We start from the raw sequence: 19,466 nt of genomic DNA on the forward strand, positions 1-19,466 counted from the left end.
GCGCGCTGCGGACTGCTTCAATGGCGCGCGTCATCTCCTCGTCGCTTGCTATTCCGGCATAGGCAGACCGAAGGGCGTTCGCCGTCTCTGCGGAGATCTCAAGATCGCCAGAAACGAGCGATCCGATATCGCGATCGATCAGACGCATGACCCATGGGCCGCGCGGAAGGAAAAATAAAGTTTCATCTTTTGATCGGCAAGCAACGTGCGCGCCAAATCCTAAGTGGCAGACCTATTTCACCTTGAATCTCGGCTCGTCTTCGTCGTCCGCGTTCTGGTCGGCAACGCGCACACGACCATCTGCGCGCATTTGGAAACATTCAAGTCCAGCCGCATCCTCAACGGTGAGGTCGTAGGTTTCGGCGATATGCCTCAAAAACTGGAGTGCGACCACGACGCCATGATAAACAGTCGGCAGTTGATATCGCTTGGTCAGCTCGGTCACCATGGGATCGGCGAGAACATGTTTCTGCATACTGGTCGCCCAATCAGCGAGCCCATCAACCCGGTTGGCGCTGTCCTGAGCTTGCACGAAATAGTCGATGGCGGCGATCTGGTCCTCAGTCAGCCAAACTTCGATTGGGCGCAGGCCCTTTTGACGCAGATGCTGTCGGCGTTCTTTAGCATGGGTTTTCGCCCGTCTGATTTCTGGCCGTTCTTCGGACATGAGGCACACCAATAGGTCGTGTTCTGCAATGGAATTTCGCCATCACCGCGCATTAACTAAACGCAATAAATGAAAGCGTCCATGCAATCATACTAAAAACTGTATCAGAATATGACATCTTATTGGAGCGCGCCGCGCAGATATCTTACCCCCTACGAAACGCCCCCATGACGGAAGAGACGAAAACCTTCGCGGTAAACACGGCCTCAAGTGCTTGGTTCACCAACCGGCCGCCCATAACCAATGGCGGGCAGCGCCTCGACCCAAGCCTCGACCTCTTCGCTCTTCCAGCGCGTCGCATTCGCACTGAGCGCGATGGGCGCCGGGAATTCACCGGATTTGACCCTTCGCCACAAAGTGGTGCGGCTTTTATATCCGGTCATCACCAGAACTTCTTTCGCGGTCAGTAACTTTACTTGCCCAGTCATCACTCATTCTCCTTGTTTGGACGGGCTCAGTGTGACGCCATGGACAAGGATGTGTCGCGCTAAAACGGAGGTAATTCGGGGGTAATGGTCTATAAACACAGGGTACTGGCAACATTCATAAGATCGCTGGCTCGATCGCTTCCAATAGTTTGTTGAGCGGCGCATATCGACCCTGATCGATTTGGCGAACTTGTTCTTTGCTGACGCCCTGCTGCTCAGCAACATGACTGCGGCGCAGTTCGGCTTTCGGGAAAGCCCGGCGATCCACAGCGCGCAAACTTGCGATTATTTCAAACCAACGCCGGACCCGGGTCTCATCATTGTTGCTTGGATCTAGTGTTTTCAAACAGGCCGCTTCAATGGCTCCTAACGCCATGTCGCTGGCTTCGGTAATGATCCAGACGCCATTGACCGTTTCCTGTGTGCGCAGCTCTGCCATGCCGTCCAGGTCCAGCACCTGTTGAACGGCGCTCATCTCTGCGCGTGTGGACGTGCTGCGCACCTCAGGCTCTTGAACCGCGCACGCCATTGTCTTGGCCTCTACCGCTTTGGGTAAAACAATCTGTCCTCTTTCGCTGGTGCATGCTTGGTGCCCAGAGGAGACGAATTCATCCGAACCATGAGCATGCGGGTCGCTGGCGAGCTCTGGATTTCCGGATACGTATCGTAAAGCCAATGCTGCGATCCCAAGACAGATCGCATAGCCCATAAGCACTGCCCCGCCGCCCGCGCCTATGCCATATAACAGTCCGAGCGCGCCGGCGCTTGCACTCATAATAAGCGAAAGGATGAGGATGCAGCGGATATTCATGCTAGCATTCCGACTAGGCCAATCCCTGCTAGATTGAAGAGGCCATGAGCGATGAGGGCGATCGCAAAGACGAGCCAGACGCCCGCGCCGCGTCGCTGCCGGGCCGCCGTCCAAAAGGTCAGCGCGATATGGAGCGCGGCTCCACTGGTCAAGGCGACAAGCAATAGTATGATCGCCAATTGATCGCCGACTTCAGCCCGTGCCGCAGGAAAGAGTGAGAGATCATACAAGAGCTCTCCAATGACGAACACCGCGGCCAAGGATAGAACAACCCGTCGCCGCCGTCCGCGATCCCCCAAATAGAAGAGATAGCTCGACCGGATGGCTTCCTCACAGAAGGCCGGCACCAAAGCGCTTGCGAGAAATCCGGTCGGCATCAGCTTATCCCCCCTTTCGCCGCTTTCAGCTTTAGGGTTCCGATCACGCCCCAGACAATGGCTGCGGGGAGCGCGATCAGCATGCCTGGAAGAGACACGACGAAAGACAAAGCGCCAGTGATTGGGGTCAACCAGGATGGAACACGGTCAGCCAACCTCCCTTCAGTGAGGAAATCCTGACGCGATGGGACAAGATGAAAAACGCTGAACGCCATCAGAGCCGGCAGGACATAATCATCGGTCATCGTCCAGCTCAGCCAGATCAGAGCCATCAGGGTCGCGAGAATTAGGGTCTGCATGAGCGTGACGAGCCGTAAATCCTCGACTTTGGGCGGGCTTTCACTGTCCCTGAAATAGAGCCCATATGTTCGGGCAATGGTTCTTGAACTCACTTCAGTGAGCGAGACTGAGAATCTCTCACGCAGCCAATCTGATCCGTGAACATGGCGAAACGGCCAGCGCGCCACATAGGCCGTCATGGCAGCGATCGCGGCCAAAGGGCGATCTGGCGGATGCGAGGTGTCGGTCATAAGGGGCTCCTTTGCGTGAGCGTTGCGGGAAGGCATGGCGAAGACAGGCGTGGGGAACGGGTCATGAGGCGTCCCCGCTCGAAGCGCTGCGAAGGACGAGCACGCGCGCGACATAGTCCTGTGTTTCAGGATAGCTCGGCACGCAGCGGCATCGATCGACCGCAGGCTCGCCGGCATTATAGGCGGCGAGCGCGAGGCGTTCATCGCCGCGATATTTGCTCAGCAGAACACGTAAGTGCCTGGCGGCGCAGTCAATGTTCTGGACGCGGTGGAAGCGATTTGTGACCCCGCACCAATTGGCGACGACGGGCATCAGCTGACCAAGCCCGATCGCGCCGTCTTCTGAAACCGCGCCTGGATCATAGGCGCTTTCCTGAGCGACGAGCGCGCGCAATAGATCAGCATCAACGCCATGCAAGTCAGCAGCGCGCTGAATAAGCGTGAGCACCGATGGCAATCGTTCTGGCAATGCTGCTGGCTGCGCGCTGGGCCGGGACAATGGCGCAAGGTCAGCAGAGGCGAACGCCCCCTCCACCCACCACGGCCTGATCGGTTCAGCGAATGCCTGAGCGGCGCTCATCCAGAGAGCGAGAGTGATCAAAAGCACTTTCAATCTCCCACCTCCCGATCAGGCTGCAGGTCCGGGGTGACTTCGTCTTCAAGTTCGAGTTCGTGATCGCGGTCGAGATCGGCGGGCCGCTCCTCCGACATGGGCGTCTCAGACGCGCCGCCGCCGGGTGTGCCCTCCGCTCTATCTTCGCGGACACGAGCGCCCATGTCCGGCTCTGCCGGTGATTCGTCGAAATCGGGGTTGGCGTGTTGGCGCGCCGCGTCCATTTCGGTCCGGGCCCGGTCGATAAAGTGTTCGACTTCGAGATGATCCATAGCCGTATGGGCGCTCATCTGGATGCCGGGATTGTGCGCCACGGCGTCCATCGCGCGCTCAAGGCTGTCCGTGATGATACTGAGCGCTTCTTTGGCGCGCGATCCAATGACGTAGAGATTGGCGAAAGAGGTCATGATGGACTGGCTATGAAAGCCCGCCAAAACGCGGAGCGCGCTGAGGCCCTGAGCGGCATAGACGGTGCGCGAATAATCATGATCGATCATCATGGCGGTGGTGGACCCGGCTTGCAGACGCAGCGTCCGGGTCTCTCCAGCGGTGTCCTCGCCCGGCTCGGACACCCGCCCGGTGACTTCCAGGCCGCGCCCGTCTTCGCCAGTGATCGTCAAATCGGTCAGCCCGTCAGCGAGATTGCGGGGATCGCCGGGAAGAATTCGGATACGGTCACCGATTGCGAACGCGGCGCTGGTTTCACGAAAGACTTCAAATCGAGGCAGCTTTGAACGGCCATCCGACAGGGACAGCGTATGAGGCTCGCCCTTCGTATCGCGCAAAGCCAGCTGGTTCGCGTCCCGGTCGACCTGGTCCACGCTGAAGCGGGCGCCAGGCCGCGCCCCGATACGTCTCACCATTTGGGAAAAGACAAGCACATCCCCGCTGGAATAGTTTCCGGCGCGGTCTTTTTCAGCCTGCCCCATGGGTTTGGGCCTTAAGACCTGCCGGTCTTTGTCCTCGCCAATGATTTCGCCTTCTTGCTTGAGCGTTTGGCGAACTTCATCATGAAAGAGCGCCCGCAATTCATGGGTTGGAAACACGACGAGGGTTTCGGCGCGCTCTTGTGGCGACAGCGCCTGCCATTTCCCGGCAACGCTGGCCGCGATGGCTTGAAGCTGCTCCGCGCGGCTGTCTTTATCCCTTGCCCGCTCAAGTCCGAGATCTGTAATCGCATCGGCTTTTGTCCAAGCTGCGACCGCTTTGGAAAGCCGTGTCGTCACATCACGCGGTCCGCCGATTGGCTTATAGGTATTCGGCGCGCCCGAAACGGGCTTCGCCCCAACCAACTGTTCAATCGCCTCGCGAAGATCTGGATTTGTCTGGCGAACAATGTCGGACAGGGTGACGGTAAAGCCATGGCTCAGCTTAGAAATAAGATCGGGCACATTGCCTGCGGGAATGGCGGGTAATTGATCGCGGTCGCCTTGGGCCACAAAGCCGCGCACGCCTAACTTATCAGCGATCGCCATGGCGGCTTCCATGTCGGCGTTCCCGGCAAAGGACGCTTCATCAAACAGCAAGACCGTGTTTTCCCAATCGGCCTTGTCTTCGCCTGTCGGAAGCACGCCGGTATGAAAGTAGCGGGTGAAGCGCGACAGGAAGGAGGCTGTGGTGCGCGCTTCAATCCCCTGCGCGCGGACTTCGTCACGGGCGGATTTGGTATTGGCGACGCCGTAGAGGCGCACATGGCCAGTCGCCTTTGTATTACTTTTCAGGATGCTTTGCGCCGCCCGCAGCGCGGTTGTCTTGCCCGTGCCAGCAACGCCTTGGACCGAGACGAACCGATCTTTGGAGGACAAGATCGCGGTGACCAGCTGGCGCTGCCCATCTGTCAGCTTGTGGGCATCCGCCTCATAGGCATGGATGGCCCGTTGAGCGGGGTCTGGCGCAAGCACCGGAACCGACTGGCCTTTGCCCCTTTCAGTATGTTCGTGAATCCTTTGCTCGCGTTCCAGCTCGAGACCGGTTGCGGTGTAGAGGGATTTACGATCCCGCCCGACGACAAGCAGGCCTTCGGAAACAAAGTCTCGCGCCGCACCTAGAACTTGCGTCTCAGTCACGCCGGGCAAGTCTTCATTCAGGCCCGAGATCAAAGTCGGCAAGACCACATCGTGCAAAGTGAAAGCGGCCTGGCGTTCAGAAACCCTACGGATTTGATAAGCGAGTTCATGGCGCGCCGCGAGGCGTGTGGCAGGATAGTCTTCGGGGGGCCGAAAAACATCGGGGCGCGGTCTGCTATCTGAGAGCTGAGGCGCCGGATAGCCGGTCCGGGCGTATTTGTCGGTGCTGCGCGACTGATCGCTCAGCTGCGCCCAGATCTCGGTGATCGCGGCGCCTGCGAGCCGCACCAAGCGCTTCGCAAAGCCCGGCGCGTCGCCCGGTGGCGTTGATGACGGCTCTCCGGGCGTTTTGCCCGACTGCTCCGCGAGCGTCTTGGCGACAAAACCCAGCAAGGCGCCATCGACGCGGGCGGCCATGGCGTCTTTCAAAGAGAGATGCGTATCTGGCACCAGAGCACGGATTTGATCCGGCCCAAATCCTTTGGCCTCGGCAACGGCTTTGGCATGGGTGAGAAGATCAGCTGTATCGGGCGATTTGGCCTCGCGTGTCGCCCGCACCACAGCGACCTCCCCCTGGCGCGTCGCAACGCCGAGCCGATCGATTTCCGAGCGAACTTCGTCGCGGCGGGTCGACAGGGCCTCGCTGACCGCGCCTAGGCCCTCGGGCGCGTTCTCCAACACGGCCATGCCTTTATCATCAAGTCCAACCTGATACCCGTCGCGCCGCGCCGTATGCGCAAAATTGGCATGCACATATTGGCCAATCAGTTTGGCGTGCTTGTAGGCGTGCTGGAGATCGACCGCGCGCAGCTTGCCCCGCTTGGTCACCCCGATGGCGGACGCCACCATATGGACATGGATGGACGGCTCATTGTTGCGATTGGCATCATGCAGGAACGCTCCTCCAATTAGTCTCGCGCCGACTACATCGCGCGTGACGCCTTTCACGGTCTCTCGATAGGTGGCGAACCGTTCGACATAATCAAAGGCGCGCTTTGCGGCGGTCTGCCAATGGGCGGCAAGACGTTTGTCCTCACCGAGCGTGATCAGAACTGACGCCCATTTTGGCGCTGAAATGGTCATGTCCCAGCCTTTGCGCACGCCGGATAGCACACGGACAGGATCGCTGCCCGGCTTTGGCACCTCGCCATTCATCAACTGTGTGAACGCTGCCGGATCGACCGGCCCTTTCAAACCGATCGCCGCCGCGCCTTGCCCGACCCAATTTGAAGGCGCTTCGCCGCCGAGATAGTAATTGGCCTGGGTGCCATAATAGCCCCCGGCATCATCTCCTTTGACCTGAACGATATTGAACATGCCGATAGCCTTCTCAGAGATCCGGCTCATCAGGCTCAAGCGCGATGTCGATCTGATCGCGCCGCACACTGTCTCGCATATGACGCGCCGCCATCAGCTCGCGTTCACGCTCCAACCTTGCTTCATGGGCTTGGCGTCGCTTCTCTTCAGCCGCTTCATCCTCTTCCAGAATGGATTGAAGGATTTGCGGATCATCCGACAGGGTCAGCGTTTCACCAGCTTCTTGCGCCATGCCGCCGCTCGCAGCTGCGTCGCCCTCGTGTTGCTCCTCAGAGGCGTCCTCAGGGGTCCCGCGCGCGCCCTGTTGAGACAGGCACGCTTCAGGGCCTGAAGCGCTTCCCGCCCGTCTCAGGCGATGTAGACGGCGTTGATGGGCGGCGTCATGGGAAAGCAATGCGGCGGCAGCAGGATCGAGTGGTGCCTGGGCGTCCGACTCTGAGGGTTGCGGCCCGGATGGTCCCTCATCTAACGGAGCCGGACCGACCTCGCTGCCATGCTCGGGGCCCGGGTCTTCTGGCAGCGAAGGGAGCACCAAAGTGCCATCCGATGCCACATCCACACCACCTGGCGGCGTGACCGGCGACGGCGGGGTTTTGCGCAAGAGGAAACCCGGTGCGCAGGGGTCGCCCTGAAAGGGCGCGATCGTGATCGAGGCCACTGGAAAGGCTTCCGGATAGGACAGGAAGCCGTGCAGGTCGGGGAGCTTAAAGATTTGTTCTGGCAGCACGATATGGGTGAGCTCGGTCCGAGAATGCACGCCGATGGCGTCACGGACATCATTGGGGCCATAGGTCATCGATTGTTCGGCGCGCAGGGTTTCGGCCTGACCAATCCAATCTGCACAGTCGCGGGCATTGTGATAATTGCCGGTGCCATAGATCACTTTGGTTCGGCAGAGCCCGGTAATCGCTTGAGTGAGGTCGGCGCCATAACGATCCCGCACCAGAGCCGGGTCCTGCACACCAAGCACGAAGGCGCCGCCATATTGACGCGCTTCCTGAAGGCCCTCGACCAGCGAAGGGATCGCGTGCAACGCGGCGAACTCGTCCAAAATGAACCAGATCGTCCGGCCGGGTTTTCGTTCCTGGCTGAGCAGTGATTTGATCGCGGTATCAAACCAGAGCGTGATCAGACCGCGCATGGCTTTCATCTGATCGGACCGGGCCGAGAGGAAGAGACAATTCTCGGCATGATCATCGCCAATCCATTCGCGGATTGAGAAGGGGTTTTTGTTGGCCACCGGCAAAAGCGTCAGGGGCCGGATGCTGGGCGCGAGTACGGCCATAATGTTGCCGCTGGTCTTGCCAAGATCGCCTGAGATCGAGCGCGCCGCGAGTGTGCCGGCGAAGAAGGCGTTGAGCTGGCGTTGATTGGCCTTGAGCAAAAAGTCGATCACTGTGCGCGTCTCCGTCACGCCTTTCGCCTTGAACTTAGCGAGCGCGGTGGCGAGGACTGAGCGGGCGCTTTCTGGCCAGAACCGGTCTTGCGATTTGTCGTCGGGAATAATGGCATGGGCCATCGTGTCGAAATCGGTATCAACCTCTGCTTCGGCAATCATGGACCAGGGCGCGCAGCGGGCATCCAGCGGGTTTAGAATCCGGTCGTCAGAGCGCTCATTGTAGAAGCGTTCAATGAAGGCGCCGGTCTTGTCAAAGATGATGGCGCGGTCACTATTCGCCCGGATCTGCGCCATTAAGTCGAAAAGGAATTGGCTCTTTCCGGTGCCCGTCGTGCCAGCGACCATGACATGGCGGTGATGTGCCCCGAGCGGCATTGCTACCCCGGCGAGACGATAGGGTTTGTTGCCTGCAAAAAACGGCTTGGTGGCGAGTTTGGCATTCGATCGCGAGACCAGGTGATCCAAGTCCTTGGCGCTGACCACTTCCGCGCCGCGTGTGCGACGTTCCTTGATCAAATCTTGGCCAAACTTTTTGAACCAGATGAAAAGGAAAATCATCGCCGTCACGGCAAGGCCGAGCGACACCCAGAACGCGTCCGTGGCGGCGCTCGCCACCCGTCGCCAGCCGGCGCTGACAGACGGGTCGGCGAGGCACCATTTCAGTTCGATATTGATGCGGCTGCCATCGGGTTTGGGACAGGAGAAAATCTGGTCCGGATTGGCATTCATGGCTTCCAGGATTTTGATATGGGTGAAGCTCAGAAAGCTATTCCGGTCGACGCCATCTGTCGTCCAGAGCACCCAGGCGGTGAACACCACAAAGCCAAGCCCAAGCGAGACCAAGAGCATGATCTTGACCAGATGGATGGTCTCGCGGACTTGTAGATTGATGGTCTGGCCGCCGCGCACAAACCGGTCCATCGGCGTGCGCATCCAATTGTTGGTCGTGTCATGTCTCGGGGAGTGACGGTTACTCATCGGATCAACGCCTCGCCTTGTGCTCAATCGCGCGCAACCTGGCAAAGTGCTCGGCCTCGCCGATCCGCTCCGCTTCGACGTCGGAGAGCATCATACGAACGAGTTCATCCAAGATGAGCAGCCGATCGACGACGAGATCTAAAGTCTCCTCGACCGAACCCTTATGGATCGCCTCGTCGAGGATCCGGCGAGCCACCACAGACGGTGACAGACCTTGCTGGGCGGCATAGCGCGCCAGCACCGAATAGGTCTTCGCCGAGGCGCGAAACATGATGCGATTGGCGTTCCCCGCCGGGATTTCCTGGACCGCCATCACATAGACCGCCCACTGTTTTTATTAAGTTTTTTATTGCTATGCAAAGTCGTCGACAGACCGTCGACACTGCCCAAAACGTCTAATGTTTTGATTTCGCAACAAAAACAGGCCCGAAAGGGCACTGTGTCTTGTGCATTCCTCCAGACACCGCGACGGCGGCAACCCACTCGGCGCTGCAAAACAACGCACTGAGTCGAGGGTTTTTCAAAGCGTTTCAAAGATATTGGAAAGGTAATTGTCTGGGTCATCTACAGTTCTCCTCAAAGGTGAGAACCGGATGGAAAGCCCGCGACGTCAGCCCCCTTAAGATGCCGACGGGGCCGGATTTGTCAACTCTATAGTCAGGGCGCACCCGGCGAGCGACCGAAAAAGAAAAGCGCGGCGCAGCCCTGATCGGGCCACGCCGCGCCTGGTCTGCGAGGGTGATTTCAGCTCGCCAATCCGCATCGTTTGACGGGCAATCCCATCTTGCGTGCGGTCTCTACGGCATGCCGTGTGAAGGCCGATTTTTCACTGAAGACCAAGACCCCTTTGGGGGCTTCAGACAGCATGCGCTCGTTGCGCCGGAAGTAGCGGTCAGAGGCATGACCTTCGAGTTTATAGATCACCACATCCACGCCGTTTGCCTTAGCCCAGGACATGGCGCAGGCATCCGCGCCGGTCTTCTGACCGGTCAGCAAAAGCGCCATACGCCCATGCTTGTTTTTGACCTTGTCGAGCACGGTAGCAACCTTGGTATAGTCACTGTCATTTCGGTCCCCGAACAGGGCGATTTTCGCGCCCTCAATGACCCGGCCTTCGGCGGCCAAGATCTTCCGAGACCGGGAGAGATCCCGGGCGTCAATCATGGCCGATGTGATGATCTTTGAGGACGGCCTGGACCCGTGCATGGGACGCCATAATGTGGCGCATCTCGCCTCGTAGGTTGAGGCCCCCGCATCGCGCATCACCGACACCGCCTCCACCGCGTTTTGCAGCGCGCGAAGTCGGTCTGTTTTGCGTTCCAGTTCGACGCTCATGACTTCTGAATAGTCCTGCGCCGCGGCCGCCTCTTTCATGTCAAGCTCGGCCCGATCGGCCTGCTTTTCCAGACCTTCAATCGTGCGGTGAAGCACGTCTGTCCAGCCTTTCAAAATCCGCTCCAGCGACCCAGCCAGCGGGCCGTCTTCGAGCGCATCTGCAAGTTCGCCATAGGCGGCGCTGACAATATGGATCAGCGCCTCATCGGGCGGGATCGCCCCGGCGAAGTCTTCTATGCCTGGCGGGTTTTGCATCGCTGCCAGCACGCCGACCAGGACATCATTTTGCGTTTCCATTGGACATCTCCTTTTAGTTGGAAAACACCCCGTCTTCGGATTTCGAAAACAGTGGACACCCCTCACCCAAGTGCGCAGACAGCCGGGTCAAGGACGCGCCAAAGGCGCGCTTCGCTGTGGGGGAAACGATTTTTGGGAGCCTCCGCCGATCGCGCCGCCAGGCCCTGTTATCTCCTGCAGGCGCGTATCCTAAGTCCGCGCTGATCAGGCTGATCGGAGGATCACAAAAATGGTGGGGCCCCGCAGTCCTTGAGGCGGCGCTGCTGCACCTTGGTAGACTACCACCACAGTTGAGAGAGAGACCATCCGATGGGCCCGCGCCCGGGACTTGGGCCGCATGGCCCAGCCCGGTTAACAGCGCGGAAGCAGCCCGTCGGATTCAGTTGAAAAAAGCCGCGTCTGCGGCTTGTCAGTGTCACTCACAATCCTTGTGCGTGGCCTTCACAGGCTTTGCCGGTCTGCGCCACGCGCCCGCGCCAGCCGAGGCAAAGCCGAGGGCATGATCGTTACCCGCAGGGACAAGACCCGCGCAGGCGGGGCTTGGGGCGCGTCAGCGCCTAGAGCACGGCCCGGAGCGAAGCGCAGGGAGGCGTCCAGCCCATGATGGAGATGCACGAGGCAACCACGCTATGAATGAACCGCAGCGCTCATCACCAATTTGGCACCCCGCTAAGACCAACCTACCCTCAGCTCAAAAAGCGGGCGAACCCGTCAGACCATGTGCACGAGCCGGGCGGGCTACCGTTTGGTTATACGCGCGGTTCGTGTTTAACTGAGTGGGCCAGTCTCAAGGCGCTCATGCCAGATCAGCGCAGCCTGATCGAGGCGGTCCATGTCGCCCTCTTTCAAGAGATCGATCACATGCCTGAGGCCGTCTTCATCCGGAACCGGCTGGATCAGGAACAGCCAGGCGAGATTGTGATAACCCTTGCAAATCTCATTGATCACATGGGCCATGCCGGGGATGGCGGCGCGCCGGTCCATAAGCGTATCGACGGGAATACGAAACTGATGGGCTGAATTGCGCAAGGCGAGCAATTTGCCTTCCCCGATCCATTGCAAGATCACCGTCTGCGGCAGGCAGAGCAAGATGGCGGCATCCTTGATGTCCAGGAGCGTAAGGCCTGGATAGATATCCGCCCAATCGCCTGTTTTGATCAGACGGGCGGCTTTCTCCTCCAAAGGGCCCATCTGTTCAATGCCCATCACTTGCCCCGCCTCCGTGTCTACATGCGCCCATTCGTAGACCTGACATGCCCGCCGCGTCGACTTAACTCCGGTTCAGTATCGCAAAAAGGCTCAATGCCTAGATGATAGAGATCGCAAAAGATGAAGACGCCCATTCAGCCATGAAAAACTCATATCCACTCCACGCAAAGAGCAGACCAAAAGCACCGGTGACACCTCGGTATCTGAGCGGCTAATCAGTTTTGTAATGCTCGTCCAAGCGCGCTAAAATGCGCAAGCGCTCAGCCGCATTTCCGCGCGCTGCGCGGGCTCTGAAGCGCACTTCGGTATCGGCTTCAGCGATCACCCGAGCGGTGAGTTCTTCAAGCAATTTATTTAGACTGACGCCTTTGGCGGCGGCGAGGTCTTTCAGACGCTCATGTTGGGTGTCAGGCAGACGTAATGTAATTGTGCTCATGATTGGCTCCTAGTCTCCAGATAGCCGCCCGCGGTGACGACATTTAGGCCTTCAAAGACGAGGTCTGCGCGGGCGAAATCCTTTGTGTTCGCCGTTATGATGGCTTCGGCGTTTGCAGCGACGGCAAGTTCGATCAAATGATTGTCTCCTTCATCAGGCAGGTTTGGGCGCCACAAATAGTATATGCTCCGCCATTCAGAAACGCTGAGCAAGGCATCAAGAAGCGTGTCGATATCGCCTCGCGTGGCCGGGGCTGACGCAAAAAGTCGGTCTCGCGAGAGGACGTCTTCATATTCCCGCAAAAGCGCATTGCCAAACACAGGAACAATCTGACGCTCCAATGCAAGGCGTAATACCGCTCGCGGCGCGCCGCGAGCATTCATCCGCGCAGGCACGAAGATATTCGCATCAATGACAACGCGATCCATAAAAATCGACGGCATATACGACGGCAATCATCAAACAAAAGTTCCATGCGAGCAGCCGCCCGCGAAAGCGGGCGGCTGCCTTAGGGTGTTAGGGACTAGAACGGAATTTCGTCGTAATAGTCCGACGTCGAACTTGCGGCCTCGTTGGTTTCGGTACCGGACGTGGAATCATCGCCGGGCAGATCTTCGGATCCGTAGGATGAACCCGCGCCCACCTTGTCGAGCAGGTCGATCCGATCGGCGACGATTTCGACGCCGAACCGTTCAATGCCGTCCTGATCGGTCCAGCGGGTGTTTTGCACCCGCCCTATGATTTGAAGGAAAGACCCCTTCTTCACATAAGGCTGAACGAGTTTTTCGACATAGGCCTCGCCCCAACAGATCACAGAGAACCATTCGGTATATTCTACGATCTCCCCGCTTTCCTTCTGGAATTTGCGGGTTGTGGCGATCCGGAACCGGGCGCGTGTGGCTTTCTGTTCCGGAGCGATACTGATTTGCGGATCTGCGCCGACATAGCCGTCGACGACGAAGACATTAATATCACCAGACATGGGTGATCTCCTCTTGAGTTGAATTGGGTTGAAAAGCGGGATGCAGCGATCTCACGCCGCATCCTGGTCGGTTGAGCTGCGCGTCATTGGCGCGGGCCGCTCCAGCAGTCTCAGATCGTCAATAACGACTTCAGTGCTGTAACGGGTGACCTTGTTCTGATCTTCCCAGCTACGGGTCTGCAGCCGGCCACGGATGCGCAGCCGCTTGCCCTTAGAGCAAAAGGGCTGGATCACCCGCGTGATCAGCTTTTCATTGAAAGTGACGAGATCGAAGCCTTCGACCTCCTCCACCCAATCCTCGCCTTTGCGATAGCCCCGCGTTTGCAGCACCCGCAAATTGGCGACAGGGGTTCCTGCGAGGGTGGACCGGATATCCGGGTCCCGCGCCAAGCGCCCTGAGAGGATGAATTCTTGAGACATGGTGTCTTCTCCTAGTGTTGTGGCCGGAAGGGACTGTTCCCCGCCGATCCACTTCCAAAAGGCGAAGCCCTTTCCTGTTGGATGGTGCCGCCATCATTTAAACCGGCGGCGGCTCCGAACGCTTGAAGGCGGGCCTGACGGCGATGATTGCGAATACCAGGTGACCTGTCAGATGGAACGCGGCGACCATCGGGTCGCAGGAGCGCTCACGCGTCAGCGTGAAGCTCGGGTCTTTCCCCTCCCCCACGCTCCGGCGGGCATCCCCATCACTCAGAGAGGCGATTTTCATCAGCGACTGCGTGTTTTTCTCTGCCGGCTCTGGACCGTTTCTGAGCCCTTATTATCCGTTGCCATCTCTTTTCTTTCGCCAACAAAATCGCTCGGTCTTACTTGCTTCTACCACGCAAAAGCACAAAGAGTGAACATTTTTCACCACCAGGTCTTGTATGAGAAGGTATGTGAAACCACATCATATTGCGGCATACGTAAGGGAAACTGCTGATGGCGATTTCGAGTTCAGTCTCTGGTTCTCCAGAATCTGCTGCAACAGATATTGAGCCACCTTGCGTAACGCCAACTCGTGCCATTTCACACCGCACCAGCACCATTCTCTTCGTTCGCGCCGGCGGTCGTTGCCAGCGCCGGGGCTGCAATGCACGTCTATTTGAACATCACCTCTCCAAACAACCTGGCAACTTTGCTGACCGTGCGCACATTGTCGCCTTCTCTGAAGGCGGTCCCAGAGGAAATGACGGTCCAAGACCTCCTGATATAAATGAAGTCGATAACCTCATGGCCTTGTGCAAGGCCTGTCACAAGGAGATCGATGATCACCCTGAATGGTTTTCTCGGCACGATCTGAGAGCGATGAAAGACGAACACGAACGCCGTGTCGACGCCGCGCTTGATGCATCACCAGATCTTGCTTCCCACATCATTTCGTTCGCTGCGCCGATTCGTGGATTCCGGATCGCAATTCCCCGGCAGGATATGTTTTCGGCTATTCTTCCGCGTCATGCGTTTGATGGCTTGCAGACCTCAATCGATCTTGGGGCATTGACCGGATTGGATGAGCAAGAAGATTTGCTATCTATCGCCTGCCGACGCATCGATCGGGCGGTCTCTTCCGCTTACGGCACCGCCGGTCCTGTAGAAGCGGCGGGACATGTCTCACTCTTCGCGATCGGCCCAATTCCCTTGCTCACCTTTCTGGGAGCGCAGCTCGGAGATAAAGTAGCGGTAGACTTATATCAGCGCCACCGCGACACTGAGGATTGGCGCTGGAAGCCAGACACTGCATTCGATCCGATTGGCTACTGTCTGGAATATCTGGAAGATCGAGGCGAAGATGCGCCTGTGGCCATTCTGCTCTCCCTGAGTGGCAAGATCGATATGGGGACGCTACCGGCCGAAATCTCTGAAACTCACACAATCTATGAGATATCCCTGAAGGATGTGGATCCCACGCCCACCTTCCTCAACTGCGCGCGGGACCTCATCGCGTTTCGAACCTTTTGGCACGAGACGCAGTCCAAGATCGCCGCCCGGCATGGCGATGACCAACCCATCTCCATTTTCCCGGCGGTCCCAGCGCCCATTGCTGTATCGATCGGCAAAGATCGTCTGCCGAAAGCCCGCGCGCCACTTCGCCTTTATGACAATGACACCGCCAAAGGCGGATTCACATTCCAGATGGAGATAGACTAAATGAGCAGGACGTCAGACCTACAAGCCTTATTGGAGGCGCAGCATATTTCGCCAGACAGCCGCGAAATGGCTGAGCTTCAGAATCACCGAGCGGGTGTCGAAGCGGCTATTCGCGCGGCATTCCACGGAGCCAGTATTTCGATCCAATATGGTGGATCTAAGAAGAAAGGCACGATGATCAAAGAGAGCTATGATCTCGACATCATCGTGTATGCTTATCATGACGAAACCCGCTTAGGCGAGAATCTTTCCGACATTTACAACAATGTCGCTACGGCGTTGTCGCCGGACTATTTCGTTCATCCCAAGACAAGTGCGCTACGTCTCTATGCCAAAGCCGATGGCGCGCGGGGCGACCGTTTGCACATCGATGTGGTTCCTGGGCGATATGTGGATGAGAGTCGAGGCGACGCCTATCTGCATCAGAATAGCGGCCAGAAATCGCGTCTGAAAACCAATCTCCAAACCCATGTCGATCATATCAAGACTAGCGGCGTTATCGGTACGTTGAAACTCGGCAAGCTCGCGCGTGTGCGCTACGATCTCGATATCAAACAGTTTGCGCTCGATCTCGTCCTTATCGAACTCTTGAAAGGCAAAACCGCAGAATCTCTAGATCAACAGTTTACCCATGTGCTCCAGATCATCGCTGACCGGTCGACCCCAATCACGATTGAAGATCCCGCCAACCCTGCTGGAAATGATCTGTCAGGATTGTTGGACACACAAGTGTGGTCAGAGCTCAGAAATGTCGCGACCACCATGTTGAACCAGGCCGACTCGGGCGGATGGGGGCTTGCTTTTGGCGAAGCCGAAAATCTCGGTCCCGCAAGTGCGGCTATCATAACCCGAGCGGCAGAGACCGTTGATGCGCCGACAAAACCTTGGGCGAGATAATCGCCCCCGGCGATGGTGGAAGATACGCCCGAGCGCCCTCGACGACATTACCACCGCTTTAAGCGCTCAGCCCTTGCTGAGGCTGACAGAGGTCGATGGCAAATTAATACTAAAGGGCATGTTCGGTGTAAAAAGCGAGGGACAGACCGTCGATAGTTTCCCGGTTCGCATCCACTTTCCCGGCAACTATCCACACGGGTTGCCGATCGTAGAAGTTTTGGGTGAGCGCATTCCAACTTCGCCAGATCGACACATAAACTCCGATCGTTCTGCGTGTCTGTATGTTCCCGAAGAGTGGCTTGCCCACCGGCCTGATGATCGTTTCCTCACCTTTCTTAGAATTCCCGTGCGAAACTTTTTCCTCGGGCAGCTCTATTACGAAACGCACAAACGGTTTCCACCGACTGGAGAGCGCCAGCATTATGGCGCGGGTCTGATTGATGCATATTCAGATATCCTGGGTGTTCCTGCCAAGATCAACGAGATTCATTATTGGCTCCGTATCCTGGCCAGCAATCGCTCAAAAGGTCATTGGAAATGCCCTTGTGGATCTGGAAAAATCGTTCGGCAGTGCTGTAGACAGCTTGTTTTCGACAAGCAGCAAAACACCCCTGTTTGGCTGGCGAAACGTATGAAACGTGAAATATTAAAAGAGCTTGAGCACAGAAGGCAAAAACGCACTCGTCGGCGGGTTGATGACCAGAAGCGCGACGTCAGAGAGGCTGCGTAGAATATGAGGGTTGAACGAAGAGGAAAAATTGAGCCGCTTACGCCGCGTTGGATATTATTCCTGCGCGAGGCCATGGGCGGCGTCGACTTGGACGCCATTCAATCCTCCGAGGTTCTGCGCGCGGACTTTGCCTGTCTGTCTGGCTTGATCGCACTGGAGATCAAATCCCTTGAAGAAGACGGGACCGAGCGCATGGACAACCTGACGGATGAACTTCGTCAGCGTCCCGATTGGCCGGAATTCCTTGGAAGCGCACCGGTTCAAGCCATGACCCGTCATATGGATGACCCAGAAGCGGTGAACGCAAAATTCGTAAACCGGATCGGCCGAGCGATCGTGAACCATCTAAAAAAGGCCAACAAACAATTGGGTGCGCATCAGGACAATTTCCCGCGCAAGAACCTTGTCCGACTGATGCTGCTCATCAACGAAGATCATGAACTGTATGAACCCGCGCTCATTGCGCACATCGTACAGCGCGCATTGAAGCGGACAAAGGATGGACGCCCGCTATACCCCAATATTGATACGGTAATTTTCACAAGTGAACGACATGCGACGGTCAAGAATGGCCAAGTCGTCTTTCCGCTCATCGCGGTTGAGGGTTCTGGACTCGAAACAGACATTTGGAAAAGAACGATTGTCGATCATTTGTTCGAGCGCTGGGCGAACTGGACACATACGCCAACCTACAAAGGCAATCCTAAAGACGTAGCCTTCACCACCCTGGATCACGTTCCCGAAAAGATGGCGCGCCAAGATTTGTGGCGACTTCAATATCGCCGCCGCCCATACATGGCGCATATAAGTGATGAAGACCTGAGAGACCGCTTCGATGAAGCAATGGCGACGTCGATGCTCACCATGCACAAGCATGCGCCTGTCAAACCCTCAATCGCGGTAAGAGACCAAGCGATCATTTTGTTCACCCATGTGATGATGGAAATGAGCGAACGGGGCATAACCGCCCCGAAATTTGCACTCGAATCTAAACGATTGGTCGCCGCCGCAGGGCGGCTTAACATGCCGCCCCCGGTTGTGACTTGGTTTGAAAGCATGGACAGACGTTGAAGACTTCTGTCTTTGCAAAAATAGGCCAAAGTAAGCGCATCGGCTTGCTATGCCTTACCGCACCAACTCTCCTTCCAGCATTTTGGCATGCGCCCACTCAGCTGCCGCCTGGCTCGCAAACAGATGATAGCAGCCCGCCACGAGCACGCACCACGCCCCGACATCGCCCGGCTCAAGCCCAGCGCGGCGGACGTCTTCAGACGTTAATCGGAAAGGATCAGAGACGCTCATGCTGCCACCTCTTTCCCCTGAGTCGCAATTTTCGGCGAGATCAAGCCTTTGCCCACTGAGAAGGCCAGAATGTAAGTGACCGCTTTGTCGGCATGCGACGCAGCGCTCAAAAGCGCGTTCGGATGGGACCGAATCGTTTCGGCCCAATGGCCAATATAGGCAGCGTGAGAATGCAGGTGTTCAGGCTTCAGCGCAAAGCGCGCGCAGAGCAACACTGATCCAAGCTCAGCAACGAGCTCTTCAATGGCATACCCTTCATCGCCCCAGCGTTTAGATTCGAAATTCCGATCCAGGCGTTTTTCATGGCCTGTCGCATGAATTTGCTCATGCGCTTTGGTCGTCAGATACGTCTCGGGGCTCTCAAACGCCTCTGGCATGGGCAGCTGGATGAAGTCACTGCTCGGCTGATAGAAGGCCCGGTCGCCGCCATGGCGAAGCTCAACCGGAAACGCGTCGAGCACCTTATCAACTGGCGCGTTGTCGACCTGGTCTTTTCTGACCGGATAAAAGGCGTCAGGAAGCCCGTCGCATTGGTCGGCGCAGAACACCGGATAGCATTTAAGATATCTCAGAACCCGCGCGTCCTCATCGTCGTCGCTGTCTTCAACGATGCGCGTCTTGTAAAGTATGGCTGGCATAGATCGCTCGCCTTTGCGCACTTGACCGCCCGCGCGCTTGGCTTGGGCGTAAGTCAGCCAAAAGGGCGAGGCATATCCTCCAGCCGCGCCCGCCATTAAGAGCGTGATGGCATTCATACCGCCAAAGGGCTGTCCATCGGCGCGAAGCGGCAAATGCACCTCTCCGCAGCTTCTTGCGTCCCAGGGTTTTCGCCATGGACGAACGCCTGTTTCCAACGCCGCCACGATTTGATCGACAATCCGGTCGATCGGTTTCTCACCGGCCATTTTGGCCTCCATGTTTTAAATAGTTTCAGGGTTGAGGAGAGCGATCGAGCGCCCTTAAAA

22 protein-coding genes and 1 pseudogene are annotated in these 19,466 nt (G+C 57.4%); 5 read left to right on the top strand and 18 right to left on the bottom strand.

The features are described 5' to 3' along the window. Nucleotides 1–232: 232 nt before the first annotated feature. The 16 genes from B3527_RS06800 to B3527_RS06875 all read right to left on the bottom strand — a co-directional run bounded on the left by B3527_RS06800 (nt 233) and on the right by B3527_RS06875 (nt 14,154). Nucleotides 233–667 (bottom strand): antitoxin MazE-like protein, encoded by a 435-nt coding sequence (locus B3527_RS06800; RefSeq protein ID WP_035552414.1) that lies wholly within the window; start codon nt 665–667, stop codon nt 233–235. Nucleotides 668–873: 206 nt separating this feature from the next. Continuing rightward, entirely contained in the window at nt 874–1,095 is a 222-nt protein-coding gene (locus tag B3527_RS06805; RefSeq protein ID WP_290479179.1) for a helix-turn-helix transcriptional regulator, read from the bottom strand. A 115-nt stretch (nt 1,096–1,210) separates the two neighbouring features. Continuing rightward, nucleotides 1,211–1,906 carry a hypothetical protein gene (locus tag B3527_RS06810; protein ID WP_035552417.1) on the bottom strand — a complete coding sequence of 232 codons (696 nt, stop codon included), beginning with the start codon at nt 1,904–1,906 and terminating at the stop codon, nt 1,211–1,213. Then, entirely contained in the window at nt 1,903–2,283 is a 381-nt protein-coding gene (locus B3527_RS06815; RefSeq protein WP_035552419.1) for a hypothetical protein, read from the bottom strand. The genes B3527_RS06810 and B3527_RS06815 overlap by 4 nt, the downstream gene beginning before the upstream one ends. Beyond that, nucleotides 2,283–2,813 (bottom strand): hypothetical protein, encoded by a 531-nt coding sequence (locus B3527_RS06820; RefSeq protein WP_035552421.1) that lies wholly within the window; start codon nt 2,811–2,813, stop codon nt 2,283–2,285. Before B3527_RS06820 ends, B3527_RS06815 begins: the two co-directional genes overlap by 1 nt. 61 nt (nt 2,814–2,874) lie before the next feature. Further along, a complete protein-coding gene (locus tag B3527_RS06825; protein ID WP_290479181.1) occupies nt 2,875–3,420 on the bottom strand; it encodes a lytic transglycosylase domain-containing protein in 546 nt (181 codons plus the stop codon). Between the two features lie 2 nt (nt 3,421–3,422). Then, nucleotides 3,423–6,839 carry a MobF family relaxase gene (gene mobF / locus B3527_RS06830; protein WP_290479182.1) on the bottom strand — a complete coding sequence of 1,139 codons (3,417 nt, stop codon included), beginning with the start codon at nt 6,837–6,839 and terminating at the stop codon, nt 3,423–3,425. After that, complete coding sequence (locus B3527_RS06835) at nt 6,823–9,186, bottom strand: type IV secretion system DNA-binding domain-containing protein (protein WP_290480664.1); 2,364 nt, start codon at nt 9,184–9,186, stop codon at nt 6,823–6,825. The genes mobF and B3527_RS06835 overlap by 17 nt, the downstream gene beginning before the upstream one ends. Nucleotides 9,187–9,190: 4 nt before the next feature. Beyond that, nucleotides 9,191–9,499 (bottom strand): hypothetical protein, encoded by a 309-nt coding sequence (locus tag B3527_RS06840; RefSeq protein ID WP_035552430.1) that lies wholly within the window; start codon nt 9,497–9,499, stop codon nt 9,191–9,193. 431 nt (nt 9,500–9,930) lie between these two features. Beyond that, a complete protein-coding gene (locus B3527_RS06845) occupies nt 9,931–10,818 on the bottom strand; it encodes a DUF2493 domain-containing protein (RefSeq protein ID WP_290479184.1) in 888 nt (295 codons plus the stop codon). A 768-nt stretch (nt 10,819–11,586) separates the two neighbouring features. Next, nucleotides 11,587–12,024, bottom strand: a complete 438-nt coding sequence (locus B3527_RS06850; RefSeq protein WP_035552434.1) for a hypothetical protein — start codon at nt 12,022–12,024, stop codon at nt 11,587–11,589. A 214-nt stretch (nt 12,025–12,238) separates the two neighbouring features. Further along, nucleotides 12,239–12,463 (bottom strand): toxin-antitoxin system HicB family antitoxin, encoded by a 225-nt coding sequence (locus B3527_RS06855; protein ID WP_035552436.1) that lies wholly within the window; start codon nt 12,461–12,463, stop codon nt 12,239–12,241. Beyond that, nucleotides 12,460–12,906 carry a putative toxin-antitoxin system toxin component, PIN family gene (locus B3527_RS06860; protein WP_273279171.1) on the bottom strand — a complete coding sequence of 149 codons (447 nt, stop codon included), beginning with the start codon at nt 12,904–12,906 and terminating at the stop codon, nt 12,460–12,462. The genes B3527_RS06855 and B3527_RS06860 overlap by 4 nt, the downstream gene beginning before the upstream one ends. A gap of 80 nt (nt 12,907–12,986) precedes the next feature. After that, entirely contained in the window at nt 12,987–13,445 is a 459-nt protein-coding gene (locus B3527_RS06865) for a single-stranded DNA-binding protein (RefSeq protein ID WP_290479185.1), read from the bottom strand. Nucleotides 13,446–13,496: 51 nt separating this feature from the next. After that, nucleotides 13,497–13,865, bottom strand: a complete 369-nt coding sequence (locus tag B3527_RS06870; protein WP_051602719.1) for a single-stranded DNA-binding protein — start codon at nt 13,863–13,865, stop codon at nt 13,497–13,499. Nucleotides 13,866–13,962: 97 nt separating this feature from the next. Then, nucleotides 13,963–14,154, bottom strand: coding sequence for a hypothetical protein (locus B3527_RS06875; protein WP_035552438.1), 192 nt, complete (start codon nt 14,152–14,154; stop codon nt 13,963–13,965). Nucleotides 14,155–14,366: 212 nt separating this feature from the next. Between B3527_RS06875 and B3527_RS16920 the strand changes: the two are divergent. From B3527_RS16920 to B3527_RS06895, 5 genes and pseudogenes are all read left to right on the top strand, one after another. Continuing rightward, nucleotides 14,367–14,687, top strand: a pseudogene (locus B3527_RS16920) (HNH endonuclease); the annotation flags it as partial. Between the two features lie 45 nt (nt 14,688–14,732). Continuing rightward, a complete protein-coding gene (locus tag B3527_RS06880; protein WP_035552439.1) occupies nt 14,733–15,572 on the top strand; it encodes an SAVED domain-containing protein in 840 nt (279 codons plus the stop codon). Further along, nucleotides 15,573–16,469, top strand: a complete 897-nt coding sequence (locus B3527_RS06885; protein WP_146739683.1) for a hypothetical protein — start codon at nt 15,573–15,575, stop codon at nt 16,467–16,469. Continuing rightward, entirely contained in the window at nt 16,441–17,199 is a 759-nt protein-coding gene (locus tag B3527_RS06890) for a hypothetical protein (RefSeq protein WP_155841860.1), read from the top strand. The genes B3527_RS06885 and B3527_RS06890 overlap by 29 nt, the downstream gene beginning before the upstream one ends. Nucleotides 17,200–17,391: 192 nt before the next feature. Next, on the top strand, nt 17,392–18,270 hold the full coding sequence (locus B3527_RS06895; protein ID WP_290479187.1) for a hypothetical protein: 879 nt from the start codon (nt 17,392–17,394) through the stop codon (nt 18,268–18,270). 54 nt (nt 18,271–18,324) lie between these two features. Here the strand turns inward: B3527_RS06895 and B3527_RS06900 are convergent, their stop codons facing one another. Together B3527_RS06900 and B3527_RS06905 are read right to left on the bottom strand one after the other, a co-directional pair. After that, complete coding sequence (locus B3527_RS06900; protein WP_155841864.1) at nt 18,325–18,501, bottom strand: hypothetical protein; 177 nt, start codon at nt 18,499–18,501, stop codon at nt 18,325–18,327. After that, nucleotides 18,498–19,406, bottom strand: coding sequence for an ArdC family protein (locus tag B3527_RS06905; protein WP_035552639.1), 909 nt, complete (start codon nt 19,404–19,406; stop codon nt 18,498–18,500). Before B3527_RS06905 ends, B3527_RS06900 begins: the two co-directional genes overlap by 4 nt. Nucleotides 19,407–19,466: the final 60 nt, after the last annotated feature.

Origin of the sequence: Hyphomonas sp. UBA4505 (assembly GCF_002388685.1) — a bacterium.
In the GTDB taxonomy this organism is placed as follows: Bacteria; Pseudomonadota; Alphaproteobacteria; order Caulobacterales; family Hyphomonadaceae; genus Hyphomonas.

What these genes read in the sequence shown, in the direction of transcription:
- B3527_RS06835 (WP_290480664.1), bottom strand. Translation starts at nt 9,186, where the DNA reads ATGAGTAACCGTCACTCCCCGAGACATGACACGACCAACAATTGGATG.
- B3527_RS06840 (WP_035552430.1), bottom strand. Translation starts at nt 9,499, where the DNA reads ATGGCGGTCCAGGAAATCCCGGCGGGGAACGCCAATCGCATCATGTTT.
- B3527_RS06900 (WP_155841864.1), bottom strand. Translation starts at nt 18,501, where the DNA reads ATGAGCGTCTCTGATCCTTTCCGATTAACGTCTGAAGACGTCCGCCGC.
- B3527_RS06850 (WP_035552434.1), bottom strand. Translation starts at nt 12,024, where the DNA reads ATGGGCATTGAACAGATGGGCCCTTTGGAGGAGAAAGCCGCCCGTCTG.
- B3527_RS06855 (WP_035552436.1), bottom strand. Translation starts at nt 12,463, where the DNA reads ATGAGCACAATTACATTACGTCTGCCTGACACCCAACATGAGCGTCTG.
- B3527_RS06860 (WP_273279171.1), bottom strand. Translation starts at nt 12,906, where the DNA reads ATGCCGTCGATTTTTATGGATCGCGTTGTCATTGATGCGAATATCTTC.
- B3527_RS06875 (WP_035552438.1), bottom strand. Translation starts at nt 14,154, where the DNA reads ATGAAAATCGCCTCTCTGAGTGATGGGGATGCCCGCCGGAGCGTGGGG.
- B3527_RS06905 (WP_035552639.1), bottom strand. Translation starts at nt 19,406, where the DNA reads ATGGCCGGTGAGAAACCGATCGACCGGATTGTCGATCAAATCGTGGCG.
- B3527_RS06890 (WP_155841860.1), top strand. Translation starts at nt 16,441, where the DNA reads ATGCGCCGACAAAACCTTGGGCGAGATAATCGCCCCCGGCGATGGTGG.
- B3527_RS06845 (WP_290479184.1), bottom strand. Translation starts at nt 10,818, where the DNA reads ATGGAAACGCAAAATGATGTCCTGGTCGGCGTGCTGGCAGCGATGCAA.
- B3527_RS06885 (WP_146739683.1), top strand. Translation starts at nt 15,573, where the DNA reads ATGAGCAGGACGTCAGACCTACAAGCCTTATTGGAGGCGCAGCATATT.
- mobF (WP_290479182.1), bottom strand. Translation starts at nt 6,839, where the DNA reads ATGAGCCGGATCTCTGAGAAGGCTATCGGCATGTTCAATATCGTTCAG.
- B3527_RS06870 (WP_051602719.1), bottom strand. Translation starts at nt 13,865, where the DNA reads ATGTCTCAAGAATTCATCCTCTCAGGGCGCTTGGCGCGGGACCCGGAT.
- B3527_RS06800 (WP_035552414.1), bottom strand. Translation starts at nt 667, where the DNA reads ATGTCCGAAGAACGGCCAGAAATCAGACGGGCGAAAACCCATGCTAAA.
- B3527_RS06815 (WP_035552419.1), bottom strand. Translation starts at nt 2,283, where the DNA reads ATGCCGACCGGATTTCTCGCAAGCGCTTTGGTGCCGGCCTTCTGTGAG.
- B3527_RS06810 (WP_035552417.1), bottom strand. Translation starts at nt 1,906, where the DNA reads ATGAATATCCGCTGCATCCTCATCCTTTCGCTTATTATGAGTGCAAGC.
- B3527_RS06880 (WP_035552439.1), top strand. Translation starts at nt 14,733, where the DNA reads ATGAAAGACGAACACGAACGCCGTGTCGACGCCGCGCTTGATGCATCA.
- B3527_RS06895 (WP_290479187.1), top strand. Translation starts at nt 17,392, where the DNA reads ATGGACAACCTGACGGATGAACTTCGTCAGCGTCCCGATTGGCCGGAA.
- B3527_RS06865 (WP_290479185.1), bottom strand. Translation starts at nt 13,445, where the DNA reads ATGTCTGGTGATATTAATGTCTTCGTCGTCGACGGCTATGTCGGCGCA.
- B3527_RS06820 (WP_035552421.1), bottom strand. Translation starts at nt 2,813, where the DNA reads ATGACCGACACCTCGCATCCGCCAGATCGCCCTTTGGCCGCGATCGCT.
- B3527_RS06805 (WP_290479179.1), bottom strand. Translation starts at nt 1,095, where the DNA reads ATGACTGGGCAAGTAAAGTTACTGACCGCGAAAGAAGTTCTGGTGATG.